Here is a 20,616-nt window from a genome sequence, read left to right as displayed (position 1 = left end):
GTCGGCTTAGTCGTAAACTATTCGTCGACCAGCCTGCGGGTCAGAGGATGATCCGGATCGGCGAGGCCATCGACAACGTTGAAATGGTGCCGGTCCGGCTCGACCACTGTATCGGTGGCGGCGCCCAGCCCTATCCAGATGTTGGCGAGCAGCGCGCTCTGACGAAGAAATTCCGAACGCTCGCCGCCGCCGGCCCAGCAGGTGATGCGGGCTCCCTGCACGGGCCGCAGCAGCGCCGGGCTTTCGCTCAACGCTTCCCGCTCATCGATGTTCAGGGTCTCGTTCAGCGCGGTGGACATGAGCGGCCGAAGGTCGTGCAGGCCCGAAATCGAAACGACCTGGCGTATGCGCCGCGCCACATCGGACGCCAGCGGCGAGGTCGCGGTCACCATGCGGCTGGCAAGATGTCCGCCCGCCGAGTGCCCGGTCAGCATCAGCGGGCCATCGACCATGGCCGCCGCCTTGCCGATCGCGGCCGCGACTTCTGCGACGATGCCGCCGATTCTGGTCTGCGGGCACTGCGTGTAAGAGGGCATGGCAACGGCAAAGCCGCGACCGACGGCGCCACCGGCCAGATGCGACCAGGAGTTCTTGTGTGACTCCATCCAGTAGCCGCCGTGGATGAACACCACGAGCCCCTTCGGCGCGGCAGGCGGGAGAAAGAGATCGAACCGGTTGCGCGGCGCCTCGCCATAGGCGATGTCGAGCCGGGCCCTGCCCTCTACCAACAGTTTCTCGCGAAATGCCTGAGCCGGGCCGTCCCAGGCCGCCGGCCATCGATCGCCGCCGGCGATATTCGCGCCGTTGGCGTAGGCATTGTCCCAATCCGCGATGCGATGTGCGACCAAGAGCCCCTCCCAAGACACACAGGTCGACCAGCAATGGCCGGCCGAAGAGACAACGTCAATGCTCCGGCGTGAAAACATTTTAGGCTTGAAACAAATTTGGCGCAGTGCGATCCTACCTGACGAACAGCCGACAATGGGAGGTCTGCTGAACGACCTAAGCCTGCACCGCTCGCCCCTCAGGTGGCGTCGCGCGAAAGGCTATGGCCGGATGGCGGCAAACCTCCCGGAAAGCAGGGAGGATTGCGGCAACATGCTTGGACCCTCAGCGCATAGCGACACGTTCACCCGCGATAATCTGCCGCCGCCGGAGCAGTGGCCGGATTTTCTCCTCGACGGGTTCGACTATCCCGAGCGTCTCAACGCCGGGGTCGAACTCACCGACAGGCTGGTCGAAAAAGGTTTCGGCGATCGCACCGCGCTGATCGGCAATGGCCGTCGCCGCACGTACAAGGAATTGTCCGACTGGACGAACAGGCTCGCCCATGCGCTGGTCGAAAACTATGGTGTGAAGCCGGGCAACCGGGTGCTGATCCGTTCGGCGAACAACCCCGCCATGGTCGCCTGCTGGCTGGCCGCCACCAAGGTCGGAGCGGTCGTCGTCAACACCATGCCGATGCTGCGCGCCGGCGAACTCGCCAAGATCGTCGACAAGGCGGAAATCGGTGTCGCGCTTTGCGACACCAGGCTGATGGACGAGATGACGGCCTGCGCCAAGGACAGCGTCTTCCTCAAACAGGTCATCGGCTTCGACGGTACCGCCAACCATGATGCGGAGCTCGATCGTGCCGCGCTCGACAAATCAGTCACTTTCAAGGCGGTCGAAACCGGTCGCGACGACGTGGCTCTTCTTGGCTTCACGTCGGGAACGACCGGGGTGCCGAAGGCGACCATGCATTTCCATCGCGACCTGATGATCATCGCCGACGCCTATGCCCGCGAGATTCTCCAGGTAACGCCCGACGACATTTTTGTCGGCTCGCCGCCGCTCGCCTTCACCTTCGGCCTCGGCGGGCTCGCCATCTTTCCGCTGCGCTTCGGCGCTGCCGCGACGCTGCTGGAACAGGCGACGCCGCCCAATATGATAGCCATTATCGAGACCTACAGGGCGACCATCTCCTTCACGGCGCCCACCGCCTACAGGGCGATGCTGAAGGCCATGGACGAAGGCGCGGACCTTTCGTCGCTGCGCGTTGCCGTTTCGGCCGGCGAGACACTGCCCGCCCCTGTCTTCGAGGAATGGACGCGAAAGACCGGCAAGCCGATCCTGGACGGCATCGGCGCCACCGAGATGCTGCACATCTTCATCTCCAACCGCTTCGACGACAGGAAGCCGGCTTCGACCGGCAAGCCGGTGGGCGGCTACGAAGCGCGCATCGTCGACGGCGAGATGCGCGAGTTGCCGCGCGGCGCGACCGGCAGGCTGGCGGTGCGCGGACCGACGGGCTGCCGCTACATGGCCGACAGCCGCCAGAAGGACTATGTCCGGGACGGCTGGAACCTGACCGGCGACACTTTCGTGCAGGACGAGGACGGCTTCTTCCATTTCGCCGCCCGCTCCGACGACATGATCGTCAGCGCCGGCTACAATATCGCCGGACCAGAGGTGGAAGCAGCACTGCTGTCGCATCCCGATGTCGCGGAATGCGCCGTCATCGGCGCCGAGGACACCGAACGCGGCCAGATCGTCGAGGCGCATGTCGTGTTGGTGCCGGGCGCGGCGGCGGATGCCATGACCGTCAAGCGCCTGCAGGATCACGTCAAGGCGACGATCGCGCCTTATAAGTACCCGCGATCGGTCAAGTTCATCGACGCCCTGCCGAAAACCCAGACAGGCAAAATCCAGCGCTTCCGCCTGCGCGCCGAAAAGCCTCATTGAGCGCCCGCTTCAGGTGACGGCCTCCTTTACCGCATAGCGGGCATCCTGCCAGGCCCCGGTGCGCAGGATGTCTTCCAGCACCTCGACGGCGTCCCAGACATCCCGGTAGCCGACATAGAGCGGCGTGAAGCCGAAACGAACGGTCGAAGGCGCGCGGAAATCGCCGATCACGCCGCGCTCGATCAAGGCGCGCATCACCTGGTAGCCATGCGGATGCGCGAACGACACCTGGCTGCCGCGTTCGGCGCCGTTGCGCGGGCTTTCCAATTCGAGGCCGAACGCGCCGCATCTGGCTTCGACAAGCCGGATGAACAGATCCGTCAACGCGACGCTCTTCTCGCGCACCGCCGTCATGTCGACTTCGGCCCAGAGATCCAGCGAACCTTTCAGCGCCCGCATCGACAGCACCGGCTGCGTTCCGCACAGGAACCGCCGGATGCCTGAGCCGGCGGCATAACCCTGCTCGAACGCGAACGGCCTGGCATGGCCCCACCAGCCGCTGAGCGGCTGGCGAATGTCGCCATGGTGGCGGGTCGCGGCATAGATGAAGGCCGGCGCGCCCGGCCCGCCATTGAGATATTTGTACGTGCAGCCGATGGCGAAATCGGCATTCGAGCCGTCGAGATCCACCGACAAGGCGCCGGCCGTGTGGCAGAGGTCCCAGACGATCAGCGCCCCGGCGTCATGGGCCTTGCGCGTCAGCGCCGCCATGTCGCGCAGCCGGCCGGACTTGTAGTTGACGTGGTTGACCAGGATGACTGCGACACGGTCGTCGATCAGCTTCTCGATCGTCGGCGCATCGACGCCTTCGAGCCGCAGCACCGTGCCGGGCCGCGTCGAGGCCACCCCTTCCGCCATGTAGAGGTCGGTCGGAAAGCTGTCGCCCTCGGCAACGATCACCGACCGTTCTGGCCGCATCGCTAGCGCCGCATGCAGGACCTTGTAGATGTTGATCGAGGTCGTATCGCACACCACGGTCTGCCCGGGCGCGGCGCCGACCAGACGCCCGAGCCGGTCGCCCAGCTTGACCGGCATGTCGAACCAGCCGGCGGTGTTCCAGGCACGGATCAGATCCTGCGCCCATTCCTGCTTCGCTGACTTCTCGATCTCGTTGAAGACATTGACCGAAGCAGCGCCCAGCGAATTGCCGTCGAGGTAAATCACGCCTTCCGGAAGAACGAAGCGATCGCGCAGAGCGCGCAGCGGATCCGCGGCGTCCATCGCCTCGACTTCAACGAGATCAGGAATTCCCCTCATTCTGCTACCGCCTCCATTTCGACCCGGTGCCGCTCACGGCCAGCCGAGGGCGGTTGTCTCACCACCGTCCACGACACGGCAAGAACCTTCTGTCCTGTGTTAGCTGGTCCATAGACGGCAAAGACCGAGGATCGGAATCATCGCCAATGTTGGCATTTTGGGTTCGTTTCGTTCACGGTGCGGCACGCTCATGGAACGAGCGACGTGGTGCCACCCCACCCCTTCGTGATGGCGTCGGCTCTCATTTCAGCTTAAGCAGGACTGCAAATTCGAGCAGAATCAATGACACCACCCAGCGGATGGCGGCCGGAGCGTTATCGGGCGCAACATTGTTTCGGCGACCTTAAGAAATTCATTAAACTTTAAACGGTTGCGGAACACAACTGGAACAGATAGTGTTTGTTCTGGGTTTGTTTTTCTGATTCTGGTTTCAGAACCCATGGGGGCCGCCAATGCTGACGCGCAAACAACATGAACTCCTGATGTTCATTCATGAACGCCTCAAGGAGAGCGGGATTCCTCCATCCTTCGACGAGATGAAGGAGGCGCTCGACCTTGCCTCGAAATCCGGCATCCATCGGCTGATCACGGCTCTGGAAGAACGCGGCTTCATTCGCCGGCTGCCCAACCGGGCGCGCGCATTGGAAGTCCTGCGGCTGCCTGACTCGATTGCGCCTGGCCTGAATGCCGCGAAGAAGTTCTCGCCGAGCGTCATCCAGGGCGGCCAGGGCAATCTCGGTCGCCAGGTCAAGCCGGCGGCGCTCTCGCGCACGCCGACGCCCAGCAATGATGACGACGCTGTCTCGGCCGTATCCATTCCGGTGATGGGCCGCATCGCCGCCGGTGTGCCGATCGACGCCATCCAGCACCAGACGCATTCGATCTCGGTGCCGCCGGATATGATCATGGGCGGCGAGCATTATGCGCTGGAGGTCAAGGGCGACTCGATGATCGAGGCCGGTATCTTCGACGGCGACACCGTCATCATCCGCAACGCCAACACCGCAAGCCCGGGCGAGATCGTGGTGGCGCTGGTCGACGATGAGGAAGCGACGCTCAAGCGCTTCCGCCGCAAGGGCGCCTCGATCGCGCTGGAGGCCGCCAACCCGGCCTACGAGACCCGCATCTTCGGACCGGATCGAGTCAAGGTGCAAGGCAAGCTCGTCGGGCTCATCCGCCGCTACTGAGACGACTGAGAGGACTTGGCTCTCTCAGGCTTTTCATAAGGCGGCAGCCCCCTCGCCTCTCGAGTGTATTTGCGCTGCTCGTGCCAAGGCCGGTACGGCTTTTCGACAGCATATTGGATGGCTGCGCGCGCGGTCGCCGATTGTGTGTCGAAGAAGACGGCGGCACTGCCGTCACGCGCCAACTGGCGCTTGGTGACCACAAGCACGCGCGCATCTCGGCAGGGATTGTAGGCCGTGGCGTCGTTGATGACGATGAGGTCGGCAAAGCCGCAGGCCGGCCGGGCGCTCTCGCGGTTTTCGGCGAGCGCGACGATCGCGCCGGAAGGGTGCCGGCCGATGCAGAGGTCGCCGGTGCAGTAGAAGGGCGATCCGGGCGGCAGGTCGACGGGATCTGCGATATCGAGGGCGTCCTTGGCGAACATCTCGGGCGGCACGATGTCCTCGGCCTTCAGCGCCCGCTTCCAATTGTCGGTGGTGAACTCGTTGGAGCGTTCGCGATTGATGGCAAGCTCGCCGCCGCCGATCGGCATCGCTACCAGATGGGCGTCCTCCGAGATCAGTACATCCGGCGTACGCACGTGCGGAATGGCGAGCAGCGCCGCGAGAGCGAACGGCACGGCTGCCAATCTGAGCCAGGTGGTGGCCATGGTCGCAATGACCAGCGCGATTGTCGCCAGCAGCACCGACTGGATCGAGATCAGCCCCACGGCATCGACCGGCGAACGCTCGGAAATCCACGCCGAGATGGCGATCATCGCCGTCAGGCCCTTGCCCATCACATAGAGGAACGGGCCGTCGAAGCCGAACGGCATGGCCAGCGCGCTCAACACGGCGAACGGCATGACGATCAGCGAGACGATCGGCATCACCGCCAGATTGGCCAGCAGGCTGAGCGGCGACACGCGCTGGAAGTGCCAGATCGCAAACAGCAATGTAGCGCTGCCCGCGATGAGCGAGGTTACGGCGGCGCCACCCACGCCGACCGCCAGTTTTCGCGACAAGAAGCCGAGGAACGAGCGCTTTGCCGGCGGCGTGGTCGCTTTGCCGGCGCGATAGTCGGCAAAGCCGGCATAGGCGCCGACCAAGGCGGCGGTGGCCGCGAACGACATCTGGAAGCTCGGGCCGACGACTTCGTGCGGCGAGACGAGGATGACGGCGATAGCCGAGATCGCCAGGTTGCGCATCGTCAGCGCCGCGCGGTCGAAGAGCACGGCGACCAGCATCACGGCGAGCATGATGAAGCTCCGCTCGGCCGCCACCACGATGCCGGAAATGACGAGGTAGGCGGCGATCGAGGCCAGCGCGATCGCCGCGGCATATTTCTTCACCGGCCGGCGCGACGAGAAATCCGGAAACAGCGCAAAGGCGCCGCGCAGCAGGACCATGATCGTGCCGGCGACCAGCGCCATGTGCAGGCCGGAGATCGAGATGATGTGATAGATGCCGGTGCGCCGCATCGACTCGTTGATCTCTTCCGGAATGCCGGCGCGCACGCCGACGATCAGCGCCGCCGCGATCTCGCCTTCGGAACCGCCGATGGTGGTCCTGATGTGGTCGGCGATGCCTTCGCGCGCGTTTTCCACGGCCGATGCGATGCGCGCGCCGAAGGGCGCTCCCGTCGGCGCCGTCGAAGACGGAGCAATCAGCTTCGGGTCGCCCAGGAAAAAGCCGCTGCCGCCGATGCCGGCAAAATAGCTGTCGAAGGAAAAGTCGTAGCTGTCCGGCCGAACCGGGCCGGTCGGCGGCAGCAGCTTGACATAGCCGGTCAGCATCGACCCGGCCGTCATGCCGGGCGGAATTCTGCGCGCCGAAACCCTGACGCGGTCCGGCGCATAACGCAGAGTCGGATGTTCCGTGGAGATGAGATCTATGGTCAGCCGCACACGACCATTGGCCATCGCCTCAGCGGTGACGAGGCGGCCGGTCAGCCGGGTCTGGATTTCGGAGCCCAGCATCGGCGTCGCCATCCGCCAGGTCTCGACCTTGGCCGCGAGAAAGCCGAGCGCGCAGAAAAGCGTCGCCATGAAGACAAGATGCGTTCTCTGCCAGGAACGCGAGACCGCCGCGCAGACAGCCATCAGAGCCACCGCCGCGAGCGGCCTGTAGAGATCGGGCTCGGTGCTCAGCGAGAAGTAATAGATGACGCCGGCGGCCAGGAAGACCGGCACCAAAAGGAAGCCGATGCCACGGTCGAGCTCGGTGGCAGCGGCGACCGCAACGCTCCGGCGCAGCGCAGGAAGCGAAACGCGGCCGAGCTGTTTGCGGATCCGGTCGACGATGGTTGTAGGCGGGGCTGGCTGTAGCGCACGGCCATCGGGCTGCGGAAGCTCGGCTGGTGGGCGGAGTTCTGGAAGCGTAAACGGCGCTTCCTCGGTGGGCTCGGCATGGGCAAACATCAGGCGTTCGCTGACGCCAGCTATCGTTCCCTCGCCCTCTTCCGCGCCCCGGCCACGTCCAGCCATCGGGTCTGCCCCTTGCGCCCCAGACCCCCTATGGTACATGAACGCCGAACGCGCGGAAGTCCGCGCTATCGGGTCTTCTTCTTAGTGCTTTCCGAGAGTTTCATGTCCGACAAGGTCGTCACCCGTTTTGCCCCCTCGCCCACCGGCTACCTGCATATCGGCGGGGCGCGCACGGCGTTGTTCAACTGGCTCTATGCCAAGCACACAAGCGGCACCATGCTGCTGCGCATCGAGGATACCGATCGCGAGCGCTCCACCGAAGCCGCCACGGCCGCCATTCTCGACGGGCTGACCTGGCTCGGCCTCTCCTGGGATGGAGATGCCGTATCGCAGTTCGAGCGCGCTCCGCGTCATCGCGAGGTGGCCGAGGAGCTCGTGCGCCTGGGTAAGGCCTACTACGCTTACGAGACGCCAGCGGAACTCGATGCCATGCGCGAGGCAGCCCGCGCCAAGGGCCTGCCGCCGCGTTACAACGGCCAGTGGCGCGACCGCGATCCCTCCGAGGCTCCGGCAGGCGTCAAGGGCGCGATCCGCATCAAGGCGCCGACCGAGGGCGAGACGGTCGTGCAGGACCGCGTGCAGGGCGAGGTGCGCTTCCCGAACAAGGATCTCGACGACTTCATCATCCTGCGCTCGGACGGCAACCCGACCTATATGCATGCCGTCGTCGTCGACGACCACGATATGGGCGTCACCCACATCATCCGCGGCGACGACCACCTGACCAATGCCGCGCGCCAGACGGTGATCTACAACGCCATGGGTTGGGACGTGCCGTCGATGTCGCACATCCCGCTGATCCACGGCGCCGACGGCGCCAAGCTGTCGAAGCGGCATGGCGCGCTCGGCGTCGAGGCCTATCGCGCCATGGGCTATCTGCCGGAGGCGCTGCTCAACTATCTGGCGCGGCTCGGTTGGAGCCATGGCGACGACGAGGTGATGTCGATCACTGACATGGTCGCCTGGTTCGACATCGGCGACGTCAACAAGGGCGCGGCCCGCTTCGATTTCGCCAAGCTCGAGGCGCTGAACGGCGTCCATATGCGCAAGATGGATGACCAGGCGCTGTTCGACATCTTCGTCGCCACCCTGCCCTATCTCGAAGGCGGCCCGGCGCTTGGCGCGAAGCTCGACGACAGGCGCAAGGCGCAACTGCTCGCCGCCATGCCCGGCCTCAAGGAGCGGGCAAAGACCCTGGTCGAGCTGGTCGACGGCGCGGCGTTCCTGTTCGCCGAGCGGCCATTGCCGCTCGACGAGAAGGCGGCGGGCCTGCTCAGCGCGGATGCGCGCGCGATTTTGCGCGGCGCGCATGGCGCATTGTCCTCCGTCCAGGGCGAGTGGAACGCCGCCTCGGCGGAGGCTTCGATCCGCGAGTTCGCGCAGGCCGGCGGGCACAAGCTCGGCGCCGTGGCCCAACCGCTGCGCGCCGCGCTGACCGGCCGCAGCACCTCGCCCGGCGTGTTCGACGTGCTTGCCGTGCTGGGTCGCCAGGAGAGCCTGGCGCGGATTGGAGATCAAATCGATTAGGAGCGAACTGGCCCAAAAAGATTGGCATTGAAAGGTGCGTTTCGCAGTGCAACATTAGGCCTTGGCCCAATCTGGCACGCACCTCCTAAAATGCGGTGGCGAGTTCGCGCATTCCGGTGACTTCGACGTGCCGTTTGCAGGAATTGCCTTGCCGGCATGAGGATACAAAAGGAGTTTGAGAATGAGCGAAGCTGCGACAAAACTGGAACCCGGCAGCAAGGCGCAAGGGTCGACCGCCAGGCTCGAACTCGCCGGCAAGACGCACGAATTCAAGGTGCGAAGCGGCTCGACCGGACCAGACGTCATCGACATCGGCGCGCTCTACAGCACGACCGGCGCCTTCACCTATGATCCGGGCTTCACGTCCACCGCGAGCTGCGAGTCGGCGATCACCTTCATCGACGGCGACGCCGGCATCCTGCTGCACCGCGGCTATCCGATCGACCAGCTCGCCGAACATGGCGACTTCCTCGAGGTCTGCTACCTGCTGCTCTACGGCGAATTGCCGACCAAGGCGCAGAAGGAGGATTTCGACTACCGCGTGACCCGCCACACCATGGTGCATGAGCAGATGTCGCGCTTCTTCACCGGTTTCCGCCGCGACGCGCATCCGATGGCCGTCATGTGCGGCGTGGTTGGGGCGCTGTCGGCGTTCTATCACGACTCGACCGACATCTCGGACCCGTACCAGCGCATGGTCGCCTCGATGCGCCTGATCGCCAAGATGCCGACGATCGCGGCGATGGCCTACAAATACCACATCGGCCAGCCCTTCATTTATCCGAAGAACGAGCTGAACTTCGCCGCCAACTTCCTGCACATGTGTTTCGCGGTGCCGTGCGAGGAATACAAGATCAATCCGGTGCTGGCACGCGCGATGGAGCGCATCTTCATCCTGCACGCCGACCACGAGCAGAACGCCTCGACCTCGACCGTTCGCCTTGCCGGCTCGTCGGGCGCCAATCCCTTCGCTTGCATCGCCGCCGGCATCGCCTGCCTGTGGGGCCCGGCGCATGGCGGCGCCAACGAAGCGGCGCTCAACATGCTGGGTGAGATCGGCCATGTCGATCACATTCCGGAGTTCATCGCCCGCGCCAAGGACAAGAACGATCCGTTCCGGCTGATGGGTTTTGGACATCGCGTCTACAAGAACTACGATCCGCGCGCCAAGATCATGCAGAAGACCGCGCATGAGGTGCTGGGCGAGCTCGGCATCAAGGACGACCCGCTGCTCGACATCGCGATGGAGCTGGAGAAGATCGCGCTGACCGACGCCTACTTCATCGAAAAGAAGCTCTATCCGAACGTCGACTTCTATTCGGGCATCACGCTGAAGGCGCTGGGCTTCCCCACCACCATGTTCACCGTGCTGTTCGCAGTTGCCCGCACCGTCGGCTGGATTGCCCAGTGGAAGGAAATGATCGAGGATCCGCACCAGAAGATCGGCCGTCCGCGCCAGCTCTACACCGGCGCCACGGAACGCGATTACGTGCCGATTGCAAAAAGATAGGGAATAGTGAGTAGGCAATAGGCAGTAGGGAACAAGAGCCTACTGCCTACTGCCTACTGCCTACTGCCTTCCTGACACACCCCATCACCACCTCGGCGGCGATCTCGCCGGAGGGCCGCTCGGTCGCCATGCGGCGGGCGATCTCGGCAAAGCCGGCCTTTTGCCAGGCGCGCATGCCGGTGTCGGCAAACAGGGCTTCCAGCTGCCTGGCAAGGTTTTCCGGCCGGACATACTGGTCGTAGAACTCCGGCACCAACGTGCGATCGGAAATCAAATTGGGCAGCAGCGCCGACCATGTCGTCACAAGATGCTGCAGAAGCTGGCGCGCGATCGGGTCGAGCTTATAGCAGGAAACCATCGGAACGCCGGCCAGCGCCAGCTCGAGCGACACCGTTCCCGAAGCGATCAATGCCGCATCGGCCTTGCCGAAGGCCTGCCATTTGCGCTCCGGATCGGTGATGATTTCCGGCTTGTCGTCCCAGCTCGCGACCGATGCCTTCACCAGCTCGGCGACATGCGGCACCGTCGGCAAAAGCAGGCGCAGGCGATGGCCGCGCTGGCGCAGCGCCGACATCGCCCTGCCGAAGGGTTCTGTCAGCCGGCGGACCTCGCCGCGGCGCGAGCCCGGCAGCACCAGCACCGTCTTGACCCGGTCGTCGGCGAGGTCGCGCGGCTGGCTTTGCGCCCTGGCGGCGGCTAGCACGCCAGGATCCTGCGTCAGCCGGTGGCCGACATAGGTGCCGGGCGGTCCGCCGAGGCGTGCAAGCGCCTTCACCTCGAACGGCAGGATGCACAGGATGTGATCGACATAGGGCTTCATCGCCACCGCCCTACCCGGCCGCCAGGCCCATACGCTCGGGCAGACATAGTGGACGATCGGAATGGCCGGTGCCGCGGCGCGGACCTTCTTGGCGACGCGCAGCGAAAAATCCGGACTGTCGATGGTGACGAGGCAGTCGGGCCGCTCCGCGGCGATCGTCGCCGCCGTCTGGCTGATACGGCGCATCAGCCGCGGCAGGTCGCGCAGCACCGCGCTGAAGCCCATCAATGCGATCTCGCTGCCGTCGAAGAGCGGCGTCAGCCCTAGTTGCTGCAGATGCCTGCCGCCGATGCCGACCAGTTGAACCTTGCGGCCGGTCGTGCGCTCAAGCGCCCGCACGATGTCTGCGCCAAGCAGATCGCCGGATTCTTCGCCGGCCACGATCGCGAGCTTGAGCGGCTTGTCAGCGGCCATTAGCCGGCTCCCCATTGCCCTGCTCCATTGCGGGTAGGCCGACGATGAACAGGCCAAGCGCGTTGGCGCGCGCCAGCGTGACCGGCCCTTCCAGGATGAGCGAGCGTCCGGCCTCGACGGCTATGCCGGCAAGCCCCGCCGCGTGGGCCGCTTCGACCGTCTGCGGGCCGATTGAGGGCAAGTCGGCCCGCAATTCCTGGCCCGGCTTGGCGCATTTGACCAGCACGCCGCGCGCCTTGCCGGCCAGCCTACCATGGCCGCGCAATTCGCGCGTTCTGTCGAGCAGCCCGGCGGTACCCTCTATGCCTTCCAGCGCGACGGCCCGACCTCCGATCGCAATCGCCGCCTGGCCGATATCGAGCGCGCCGATGGCGTTGGCCGCCTTGCGCGCCGCCTCAATGTCGCGCCAATCCGACTGGTTTGGCTCGGTCGCCGTCAACACGCCTTCGCTGGCCGTCAGTTCCGGCACGACTTCATGCGCGCCGACGACCTTGATTCCACGTGTTTCGAGGCCGCGGGTCAACACCTTCAGCAAGCCATCGTCGCCGCGCCGCAAGGCTCTGACCACCAAGGGAATTATCGCCAGCAGACCAAATGTCGGCTTTATCTTGCTCAGCCGCGGCCTGCGCTTGATCTCGCCGGCCAGGACCAGATGCGTGATGCCCCGGCGCTTCAGCAGGGGAAGCAGCAGCCCGATATCTTCGAGAGCGAGTTTTTCCCGGTCGTAGACTGCGAAGTCCGCCTCGCGGTCGACCTCACCCTCGGCAATGATGATGAAGGGCACAAAGCCATGCTTTACCAGGCCGTCGGCGACTTCGACGGGCAGGCTTCCGCCACCGGCAACGATGCCGACTTTTGCGCCCGGCGCGAGTGAAAGCCCCGGCGTCGCGGACTCAGCCCTCGTCATCGCCATTGTCATCGTCGTCGCCACCCTTGAGCGATGGGACGGCGAAATGCCGCTTGCCGCGACTGGTGATGAAATCGATGATCTTCATGGCCGTCGGCGAACCGGCGAATTCGGCCTTGGCGAGTTCCACATTCTCGCCGACCGTGCGGGAACGATCGAAGATCGCCCTGTAAGCCTTGCGCAGCAGGTAGATTTCGGAACGCGGCAGGCCGGAGCGCTTGAGCCCGATGATGTTCAAACCGCGCAGGCTGGCCCGGTTGCCGACGGCAATGGCATAGGGAATGACATCCCCGACAAAAGCCGAGCAGCCGCCAAGAAAGGCGTTGTCGCCGACGCGCACGAATTGGTGAACGGCGCTCAGGCCGCCGATATAGACGTTGTCGCCGATCTCGCAGTGTCCGCCGAGCGTCGCGCCATTGGCGAAGGTAGCGTTCTTGCCGACGACGCAATCATGGGCGATGTGGGCATAGGCAAGGAAGTTGCCGTTGTCGCCGACAGTCGTCTCGCCACGGCTGGTATCGGTGCCGACATGCATGGTGACGCCTTCGCGAATGGTGCAATTCGCGCCGATGACCAAAGTGGTGCGGCCGCCCTTGTGCTTGGTGTTCTGCGGTGGCGCGCCGAGCGTCGCCATCGGATAGACCTTCGTCCCGGCCCCGATGGTCGTTGCGCCCATCACCGACACATGGCTGACCAGCTCGACGCGGTCGCCAATGATTGCATCGGCGCTGACATGGCAGAAGGGTCCGATACGGACGCCTTCGCCGAGCCGGGCTCCTTCTTCGACGACCGAGGAAGGATGGATGGATGTCGCGAGTTTCATGAGCATTTCAAATCGTCAGTCGGTAATCATCATGGCCGAAACCTCGGCTTCGGCGGCTTTCGCGCCATCAACCATCGCCTCGCAGGCGAATTTCAACAGGTTGCCGCGCTTCTTGATCTTCTTGACGTGGATCTTGAGCTGATCGCCCGGAACCACCGGTCTGCGGAATTTCGCGTTGTCGATGGTCATGAAATAAACCAGCGACGGCTTTTCCGTGTTGAGGCTGCGAATGCAGATCGCGCCAGCGGTCTGAGCCATGGCCTCGATGATGAGCACGCCGGGCATGACCGGCTGCTGGGGAAAATGGCCCTGGAAATGCGGCTCGTTGATGGTCACATTCTTGATGCCGACCGCGGACTCGTCGCCGTCGATGTCGACTATGCGATCGATCAGCAGGAACGGATAGCGGTGCGGCAGGAGCTTCATCAGCCCCATGATGTCGACCGCCTCGAGTGTCGTTGCCACCATATCAGCCATTTCCGTCGCCTTGCTTGCGCGTCCTGGCCATCTTGCGCAGCATCGCTATCTCGCGCATGGCTTCCGCCATCGGCTGCGCCGGGTAACCTCCCCAGACCTCGCCTGCCGGCACGTTGTTCATGAATCCGCTTCTCGCAGCAAGCTTGGCTCCTGGCCCGATGGTCAAATGATCGGCGAGGCCGACACCGCCACCCATCGTGACGTTGTCGCCGACGACAACGGAACCGGAAATACCCGAAAGCCCGGCTATAATGCAATTGCGGCCGATGCGAACATTGTGGGCGATCTGCACCAGATTGTCGATCTTGGTGCCCTGGCCGATGACGGTATCCGACATCGCGCCGCGGTCGACAGTGGAATTGGAGCCGATCTCGACATCGTCCTGGATGATGACACGGCCGATCTGCGGCACGCGTTCAGGTCCCTTGGCACCGCCGACGAAGCCGAAACCATCTTGGCCGATCCTCGCGCCGCCATGGATGATGACGCGATTGCCGAGAAGCGCGTATTGGACGCTGGCGCCGGGACCGATATAGCCGTCGCGGCCGATCTGGCAGGAACGGCCGACAACGGCGTGAGGCGCAACAACCGTACCGCTGCCGATGGATGCGCCGGGACCGATCACGGCACCCGCCTCGATTATCGCTCCGTCCTCGATATGCGCGGATGGATCGACAAAGGCATGCGCCGAGATGCCGGTTTCTCCCGTCATCGGTCCCGGGGTCGCGGCCTGCGGAAACAGGAGACGTCCGACCATAGCGAAAGCCTGTTGCGGGCGGGGATGCATGAGCACCGCCATGCCTGCCGGCGCCTTGCTGGCGAAATCGACGGGACACAGGACCGCCGCCGCCCTGAGCGACGGCATCAAAGCGAAATTGCGCTTGCCGTCGACAAAGACGAGCGCGCCATCGCCACCCTCATTCGCCGGAGCCAGCGCCTCGATGGCAATCTCGGCCTGAGCGGAATCGGCCAGGCTGGCGCCGGTCAGATTCGCGACCTCGCCAGCCGTGTACCGGCGTGAAGGCGCGAAGAACACCGGATCGGTCATTCCAGAAGCAATATCCAGCTGGGTCGGATCAGTCCACTCCGGGCCGTCAGCCGGCCCGGAAATTCACGACCACGAAATTAGAAGCGGGTCGCAATACCGAAGTTGAATTCCTGCACGTCGTCATGCGGCTGCTTCTTGACCGGGATCGCATAGTCGATGCGGATCGGGCCGAACGGCGAAGCCCACATCAGGCCGAGACCGACCGAAGCGCGGAGCTCCATCGCGGTCGAATCCTGCGCAACCGAAGTAATTTTGGAACCGTAGAGCGTCGCCGCATCGGCAAAAACGGCGCCACGCAGGCCAAAGCTTTCCGGGATCGCCGGCAGCGGGAATTGGGCTTCGGCCGAGGCGTTGAAATAGGTCGTGCCACCGAGATGGTCTCCGGTAGCCGGATCAACCGGGCCGATGCCGCCATATTCGAAGCCGCGGATCATGCGATCATTGCTTTGGAACTGATCGAAAATGCGCAATCCGCCGTTACCGATGCCCGCAATATAGCCGGCGCCGCCCGACACAAGGCCGACCACGTCCCATTGCTCGGACAAGGTGTGATAGACGCTTCCGCGGCCAGTCACCTTCACCCACTTGGCATCGCCACCGAGGCCGGCGACTTCAGTCGTGCCGGTTATGTAGAGACCCTCATGGGGGTTCTTCATGTCGTCGATGGTGTTGTAGACGAGACCCAGGCTAACCGACGATTTCACCCAAGCGCCTTCATTGACGGCATCAAGGATTGCCGTGGAGATTTTGCACTTGGACGGGTCATAGACGCCATTGCTGTCAACGCAATTGTCGTCCACTTTGTATTTTTCTTGAGAGATATTGTACGCCAGTTGGGTCGTGACGCTGTCGGTGATCGGCAGGCCGAACCTGATCGTCGCGCCGGTCGTGTCGCTATCGTAGCTGTTGTGGTACTCGCGGGTCGACTTGTAGATATCGAAGCCTGCGGAGATGCGCCGGCCGAGGAAATAAGGCTCGGTGAAGGACAGCGCGTAGTCGCGCGAATTCTTGCCGCCGCCAGCCGACACCTTGATGTACTGGCCGCGACCGAGGAAGTTGCGCTCGGTGACGGAACCCTCGACGGACGGCCCGGGCGTATCGCCACCGGTCGAATAACCGGCGCCGACAGAGAACTCGCCGGTCGATTTCTCAACCACGGTGACGACCAGCACGACCTGATCAGGCGCCGAGCCCGGAACCGTCGAAATGTCGACCGACTGGAAGTAATCAAGGTTTTCCAGCCGCTTCTTCGCACGCTGGATGAGAACCTGGTTGAAGGCATCGCCTTCGCTGACATCGAACTCGCGACGGATGACGTAGTCGCGCGTGCGGTCGTTGCCGCGGATTTCGATGCGCTCGATATAGGCCTTGGTGCCCTGGTCGATGGTGTAAACGACCGAAATGGTGTGGTTCTCGAAATTGCGGTCGCCGCGCGGCGTCACCTGGGCGAAGGCATAGCCCGAACCCGCGACCTTCTCGGTCAAGGCGACGATCGAATCCTCGACGTCCTTGGCGTTGTAGACATCGCCCTTGTGGGTCTCGACCACGGAATCCAGCGACTTCGAGTCGACCTCGGGGATGGTGCTTTCCACGCTGACGTCGCCGAACGTGTAGCGGTCGCCTTCCTGCACGGTGATGGTGACCGTGTATTTGTTGGTGGTGTCGTCAAGCTCGCCGACGGCCGAGACGACCTGGAAGTCGGCATAGCCGTGATTGTAGTAGAAGCGGCGAAGCAGCTCCTGGTCGGCGCGCAGCTTGTCTTCATCATAGACGTCGTCGCGCAGCACGAAGGACAGCCACGTCGAGCGCTTGGTGTTGATGACATCCGACAGGCGGCGGCTGGAATAGGCGTGGTTGCCGACGAAGTTGATCGCCGCGATCTGGGTGCGGCCGCCTTCGTTGATGTTGAAGACCACGTTCACGCGGTTGTCGCCGAGGTCCATGATCTGCGTGGTCACGGCGGCGTCGTCGCGGCCGATACGCTTGTAGGCCGTCTTGATCGCCTCGACGTCGGCGTCCAGCGCCTGCTGCGAGAAGGTCGCGCGCGGCTTCAGCTGGATACCCATCTGAAGCGCGTTGTCCTTGATCTTCTTGTTGCCCTGGAACAGGACCTGGTTGACGACCTTGTACTCGGAAACCTTGACCACCAGGTTCGAACCGACCTGGTTGATCTGAACATCCGAGAACAGGCCGGTGCCGAACAGCGCCTTGACGGCATCGTCGATATCGGCGCTGGAGAAAGGCTTGCCCGGCTTGATCGCAATATAATTGCGGATGGTCTCGGCATCGACGCGCTGGTTGCCGCTGACCTCGACACGCGAAATCACCGCGGCCTCGGCCACCGAAATTGCAGCGAACTGCACTGCGAGCGCGCCTGGCATGACCAGAGCGGCGGACAAAGCCGCCGCGGACGCGGCGCTCAGAAACTTGGATGCTGCCTTCATCGGGCTTTTGTACCTTTTTCTCGTAGTCCCCACGGCGAGAAAACCGGACGTGCGGTATTTTCCCTTACCGTATTAACCGGATTTTCCCTACACGCAAGGCTCCCGGTTAATTTGTATTTACTTAACCGTACCGCGTGGCTTTCGCGTCACGCATATCCCCACGCATGGTAAACGGCATCTCAATGCGCCCGGGGCTGAAGCCAAATTTCTTCATGATTTCAGCACCCAAACAGATCATTCCAGAAAACGAAGCCCATGAAACCGAGCACCAGGAACAGCCCGGTCCGATAGGCCATCTCCATCATTCGCTCCGAAACGGGCCGCCTTATGACGGCCTCCACGCCGTAGAACAAGAGGTGGCCGCCGTCGAGAGGGGGAATCGGCAGGAGATTGAGAAATCCTATTCCGACTGACAGAAATGCAACAAGCTGCACCAACCACTCGAAGCCGAGCTTTGCCGCCTGACCCGACATCTTGGCGATTTTGATCGGGCCGCCCAGCTGGCATTTGTCCTCGCGCCCAAGCGCAAAGCGCTGCAGAAACTGGCCGGTGCGCTCGATCACGTGTCCGGTTTCCTCGACTGCCGCCACCACGGCGCCGGCGGGCGTATAGGAAACCAGGCGTGGCTGCCCGAGTTCGGCATTGTTGACGACGCCGATAACCGCGACCTTGATCTTGTTGCCCAGCGCATCCTGCTGCTCCATGGGCTGCGGCGTCGCCGTCACGTCGATTTCCTTGCCGTCGCGCAACATGGTGAAGGTGATGGCGTCGCCTGCCCGGCCCGAAACCAGCCGCTGCACGTCGGCGAAAGTCTCCACCTTGCTGCCGTCGACTTTGACGAATCGGTCGCCCGGCTGAATTCCGGCCTTCTCCGCCGGGCTGCCGGCGGTGACCTGGGCCACGGTCGGCTCCAGGACCGGACGGCCATAGATGGAAAACAGCACCGCGAACACGGCAATCGTCAGCAGGAAATTGAACAGCGGCCCCGCAACGACGGTGGCGGCGCGCTTCCAGATCGGCTGCGTGTGGAACGCGACCTGGCGCTCGGCCTCGGTCAGTGATTCGATCTCTTCGGTGCTCGGCTGGGTCGACGTCGCATTCATGTCGCCGACGAATTTGACGTAGCCGCCAAGCGGAATGGCGCAAAGCTTCCAGCGTGTGCCGTGGCGGTCGTTGAATCCGAACAGTTCGGGGCCGAAGCCGATGGAGAAAGCCTTCACGCCGATGCCACACCAGCGGCCGATCAGATAGTGGCCCATCTCGTGTACGAATACGACCACGGTCAGCACGAACAGAAACGGCACGAGCGTGCCAAGGACGAAGCCCTGTGTGCTGAAAACCGCGTGAAAGATGTCGTTCAAGTCATGCCCTCAAATTCGCCCGCAGCGACACTCCGCCGCGACTGTGGCATCAATCCGGGCGAATCCGCGGCGCGTGCCGTTTTTCGCCTTGCCGCAACGTTGTTCAGTTCGGAAACAGCCCCAATGCCGGATGCTCGGCGCCCGCCGCGACCCAGCCTATCACGTACAGGGCGAATGCCGCCGCGACAAGCCCGTCCACCCTGTCCATGACGCCGCCATGGCCGGGAATGAGGTTGCTCGAATCCTTGGCACCGTGCCGGCGCTTGACCCATGATTCGAACAGGTCGCCGATCTGCGAAACGATCGAGAGCGCCAGCGCGACGAAACCGAGCTGGACGAGATTGCCGGCGCCGGCCGCGATTGCCAGCAAAACCCCGGCGACAACGCCGCCGGCCGCGCCACCCAGCGCGCCGCTCTGCGTCTTGCCAGGCGAGATCGACGGCGCCAGTTTCGGGCCGCCGACCGCGCGGCCAACGAAATAGGCGGCTATGTCGGTCGCCCACACCACCGCGAACAGGAAGAGAATCGCAATCAGGCCGGAATGGCTGCCATCGCGCAGATAGGCGAGCGAAAAGCCTGCAAGAGCCGCATAGGCTAGTCCGGAGGCTTCCCAAGGCGCAGCCCCCCGGATGCGAGTGGCGATGGCCGCGACTGCCACAAGGATCGCGACAAGCAGCAGCAGCCACAAGGCCGGCAGGCCTGCGATCAGCGCGCCGATGAAGACCAGAATCAGCGCTTCCGGCAGAAAGCCGAGCGCCGCGCCGTTGCCGGGGCGCGACATGCGTGTCCATTCATAGAAGATCAGCGCTGCGATTCCCGCGCAGAACAACCGGAAAGGCAGCCCGCCGAGCCAGGTGACCACAAGCGTCAGAGCCGCCATCACGATTGCCGAGATGACGCGCTGCTGGAGGTTGCTCATTCGTGGCGGCGCCTAAAGCGCGACATCGCGGGCGGCAAGCCCGCCAAAGCGTCGTTCGCGGCCGGCAAAGTCGCGCAAGGCATCGGCCAGGTGCTCGCGGCTGAAATCCGGCCAGTAGCAAGGCAGGAAGACCAGTTCGCTATAGGCGGCCTGCCACAGAAGGAAGTTCGACAGCCTGAGCTCACCGCTGGTGCGGATCACCAGCTCGGGGTCGGGAATGCCCTGGGTGTCGAGCGAGGCGGCAAAGCTCTCCGCCGTGATCGCCTCGCTTGCCATGTCGCCGCGCGCGACGGCCTCCGCCAGCTTGCGGGCGGTACGTACGATCTCGTCGCGGCCGCCATAGTTGAAGGCGATGATGAGCGTCAGCGACTCATTGCCGGCGGTCAGCGATTCGGCCTCCTGCAGCAGGCCCCTGATGTCGGGCTGCAACCCCTGCCTGTCGCCAATCACCCTCACCCGCACGCCGTTCTGATGCAGTTCGGCAAGATCGCGGCGGATGAACAGCTTCAACAGACCCATGAGGTCGCTGACCTCGGATTTCGGCCGCGACCAGTTCTCCGAGGAAAACGCATAGACGGTCAGGTAGGAGATGCCGAGCCCGGGCGCGGCGCGGACAGTCTTGCGCAAGGCCTCGACGCCGGCGCGGTGGCCGGCAAGGCGCGGCAGGCCGCGCGCCTTGGCCCAGCGTCCATTCCCATCCATGATGATCGCGACATGCGCGGGCGTTGCCATAGTC

16 protein-coding genes are annotated in these 20,616 nt (G+C 63.8%); 4 read left to right on the top strand and 12 right to left on the bottom strand.

Going from position 1 to position 20,616, the window contains the following annotated elements:
- Window positions 1-17: 17 nt before the first annotated feature.
- Window positions 18-848 carry an alpha/beta hydrolase gene (locus KVT37_RS16635; RefSeq protein WP_254634062.1) on the bottom strand — a complete coding sequence of 277 codons (831 nt, stop codon included), beginning with the start codon at window positions 846-848 and terminating at the stop codon, window positions 18-20.
- 250 nt (window positions 849-1,098) lie between these two features.
- Here KVT37_RS16635 and KVT37_RS16630 point away from each other — a divergent pair, with 250 nt between their 5' ends.
- The gene (locus KVT37_RS16630; protein WP_217574913.1) at window positions 1,099-2,724 is read left to right on the top strand and encodes an AMP-binding protein; all 1,626 of its coding nucleotides are present in this window, start codon (window positions 1,099-1,101) and stop codon (window positions 2,722-2,724) included.
- A 9-nt stretch (window positions 2,725-2,733) separates the two neighbouring features.
- Here KVT37_RS16630 and kynU read toward each other — a convergent pair whose 3' ends face one another.
- Window positions 2,734-3,981 carry a kynureninase gene (gene kynU / locus KVT37_RS16625; protein WP_217574911.1) on the bottom strand — a complete coding sequence of 416 codons (1,248 nt, stop codon included), beginning with the start codon at window positions 3,979-3,981 and terminating at the stop codon, window positions 2,734-2,736.
- A 452-nt stretch (window positions 3,982-4,433) separates the two neighbouring features.
- On the opposite strand from kynU, the gene lexA reads away from it, so the two are divergent.
- Window positions 4,434-5,168: a transcriptional repressor LexA gene (lexA, locus tag KVT37_RS16620; protein ID WP_217574909.1), complete on the top strand. Its 735-nt coding sequence runs from the start codon at window positions 4,434-4,436 to the stop codon at window positions 5,166-5,168.
- Here lexA and KVT37_RS16615 read toward each other — a convergent pair.
- Window positions 5,162-7,630, bottom strand: a complete 2,469-nt coding sequence (locus KVT37_RS16615) for a ComEC/Rec2 family competence protein (protein ID WP_217574907.1) — start codon at window positions 7,628-7,630, stop codon at window positions 5,162-5,164. The two genes, lexA and KVT37_RS16615, sit on opposite strands and share 7 nt — an antisense overlap.
- 102 nt (window positions 7,631-7,732) lie before the next feature.
- Between KVT37_RS16615 and gltX the strand changes: the two genes are divergently transcribed.
- Entirely contained in the window at window positions 7,733-9,157 is a 1,425-nt protein-coding gene (gltX, locus tag KVT37_RS16610; protein WP_217574905.1) for a glutamate--tRNA ligase, read from the top strand.
- Window positions 9,158-9,338: 181 nt separating this feature from the next.
- Complete coding sequence (gltA, locus tag KVT37_RS16605; RefSeq protein ID WP_127863930.1) at window positions 9,339-10,667, top strand: citrate synthase; 1,329 nt, start codon at window positions 9,339-9,341, stop codon at window positions 10,665-10,667.
- Between the two features lie 46 nt (window positions 10,668-10,713).
- On the opposite strand, the gene lpxB is transcribed toward gltA, so the two are convergent.
- The 9 genes from lpxB to KVT37_RS16560 form a co-directional block, all read right to left on the bottom strand.
- A complete protein-coding gene (gene lpxB, locus KVT37_RS16600; RefSeq protein WP_217574904.1) occupies window positions 10,714-11,901 on the bottom strand; it encodes a lipid-A-disaccharide synthase in 1,188 nt (395 codons plus the stop codon).
- Complete coding sequence (locus KVT37_RS16595; protein ID WP_217574901.1) at window positions 11,891-12,808, bottom strand: LpxI family protein; 918 nt, start codon at window positions 12,806-12,808, stop codon at window positions 11,891-11,893. The genes lpxB and KVT37_RS16595 overlap by 11 nt, the downstream gene beginning before the upstream one ends.
- On the bottom strand, window positions 12,795-13,631 hold the full coding sequence (gene lpxA / locus KVT37_RS16590) for an acyl-ACP--UDP-N-acetylglucosamine O-acyltransferase (protein WP_217574899.1): 837 nt from the start codon (window positions 13,629-13,631) through the stop codon (window positions 12,795-12,797). Before lpxA ends, KVT37_RS16595 begins: the two co-directional genes overlap by 14 nt.
- A 15-nt stretch (window positions 13,632-13,646) precedes the next feature.
- Window positions 13,647-14,108 (bottom strand): 3-hydroxyacyl-ACP dehydratase FabZ, encoded by a 462-nt coding sequence (fabZ, locus tag KVT37_RS16585; protein ID WP_217574897.1) that lies wholly within the window; start codon window positions 14,106-14,108, stop codon window positions 13,647-13,649.
- Window positions 14,101-15,156 (bottom strand): UDP-3-O-(3-hydroxymyristoyl)glucosamine N-acyltransferase, encoded by a 1,056-nt coding sequence (lpxD, locus tag KVT37_RS16580; protein ID WP_217574895.1) that lies wholly within the window; start codon window positions 15,154-15,156, stop codon window positions 14,101-14,103. The genes fabZ and lpxD overlap by 8 nt, the downstream gene beginning before the upstream one ends.
- Before the next feature lie 77 nt (window positions 15,157-15,233).
- Window positions 15,234-17,600, bottom strand: a complete 2,367-nt coding sequence (gene bamA, locus KVT37_RS16575; protein WP_217574893.1) for an outer membrane protein assembly factor BamA — start codon at window positions 17,598-17,600, stop codon at window positions 15,234-15,236.
- Window positions 17,601-17,818: 218 nt separating this feature from the next.
- Window positions 17,819-18,961, bottom strand: coding sequence for an RIP metalloprotease RseP (rseP, locus tag KVT37_RS16570; RefSeq protein WP_217574891.1), 1,143 nt, complete (start codon window positions 18,959-18,961; stop codon window positions 17,819-17,821).
- Between the two features lie 103 nt (window positions 18,962-19,064).
- Window positions 19,065-19,880 carry a phosphatidate cytidylyltransferase gene (locus KVT37_RS16565; protein WP_217574889.1) on the bottom strand — a complete coding sequence of 272 codons (816 nt, stop codon included), beginning with the start codon at window positions 19,878-19,880 and terminating at the stop codon, window positions 19,065-19,067.
- A 12-nt stretch (window positions 19,881-19,892) separates the two neighbouring features.
- Entirely contained in the window at window positions 19,893-20,612 is a 720-nt protein-coding gene (locus tag KVT37_RS16560) for an isoprenyl transferase (RefSeq protein WP_217574887.1), read from the bottom strand.
- Window positions 20,613-20,616: the final 4 nt, after the last annotated feature.

The sequence above is a fragment of the Mesorhizobium sp. GbtcB19 genome, assembly GCF_019091085.1.
In the GTDB taxonomy this organism is placed as follows: Bacteria; Pseudomonadota; Alphaproteobacteria; order Rhizobiales; family Rhizobiaceae; genus Mesorhizobium.
This window is presented reverse-complemented; position numbering and strand designations above follow the sequence as displayed.

What these genes read in the sequence shown, in the direction of transcription:
- KVT37_RS16630 (WP_217574913.1), top strand. Translation starts at nt 1,099, where the DNA reads ATGCTTGGACCCTCAGCGCATAGCGACACGTTCACCCGCGATAATCTG.
- KVT37_RS16560 (WP_217574887.1), bottom strand. Translation starts at nt 20,612, where the DNA reads ATGGCAACGCCCGCGCATGTCGCGATCATCATGGATGGGAATGGACGC.
- KVT37_RS16615 (WP_217574907.1), bottom strand. Translation starts at nt 7,630, where the DNA reads ATGGCTGGACGTGGCCGGGGCGCGGAAGAGGGCGAGGGAACGATAGCT.
- gltA (WP_127863930.1), top strand. Translation starts at nt 9,339, where the DNA reads ATGAGCGAAGCTGCGACAAAACTGGAACCCGGCAGCAAGGCGCAAGGG.
- bamA (WP_217574893.1), bottom strand. Translation starts at nt 17,600, where the DNA reads ATGAAGGCAGCATCCAAGTTTCTGAGCGCCGCGTCCGCGGCGGCTTTG.
- gltX (WP_217574905.1), top strand. Translation starts at nt 7,733, where the DNA reads ATGTCCGACAAGGTCGTCACCCGTTTTGCCCCCTCGCCCACCGGCTAC.
- KVT37_RS16595 (WP_217574901.1), bottom strand. Translation starts at nt 12,808, where the DNA reads ATGACGAGGGCTGAGTCCGCGACGCCGGGGCTTTCACTCGCGCCGGGC.
- lpxB (WP_217574904.1), bottom strand. Translation starts at nt 11,901, where the DNA reads ATGGCCGCTGACAAGCCGCTCAAGCTCGCGATCGTGGCCGGCGAAGAA.
- fabZ (WP_217574897.1), bottom strand. Translation starts at nt 14,108, where the DNA reads ATGGCTGATATGGTGGCAACGACACTCGAGGCGGTCGACATCATGGGG.
- lexA (WP_217574909.1), top strand. Translation starts at nt 4,434, where the DNA reads ATGCTGACGCGCAAACAACATGAACTCCTGATGTTCATTCATGAACGC.
- lpxD (WP_217574895.1), bottom strand. Translation starts at nt 15,156, where the DNA reads ATGACCGATCCGGTGTTCTTCGCGCCTTCACGCCGGTACACGGCTGGC.
- kynU (WP_217574911.1), bottom strand. Translation starts at nt 3,981, where the DNA reads ATGAGGGGAATTCCTGATCTCGTTGAAGTCGAGGCGATGGACGCCGCG.
- KVT37_RS16565 (WP_217574889.1), bottom strand. Translation starts at nt 19,880, where the DNA reads ATGAGCAACCTCCAGCAGCGCGTCATCTCGGCAATCGTGATGGCGGCT.
- lpxA (WP_217574899.1), bottom strand. Translation starts at nt 13,631, where the DNA reads ATGAAACTCGCGACATCCATCCATCCTTCCTCGGTCGTCGAAGAAGGA.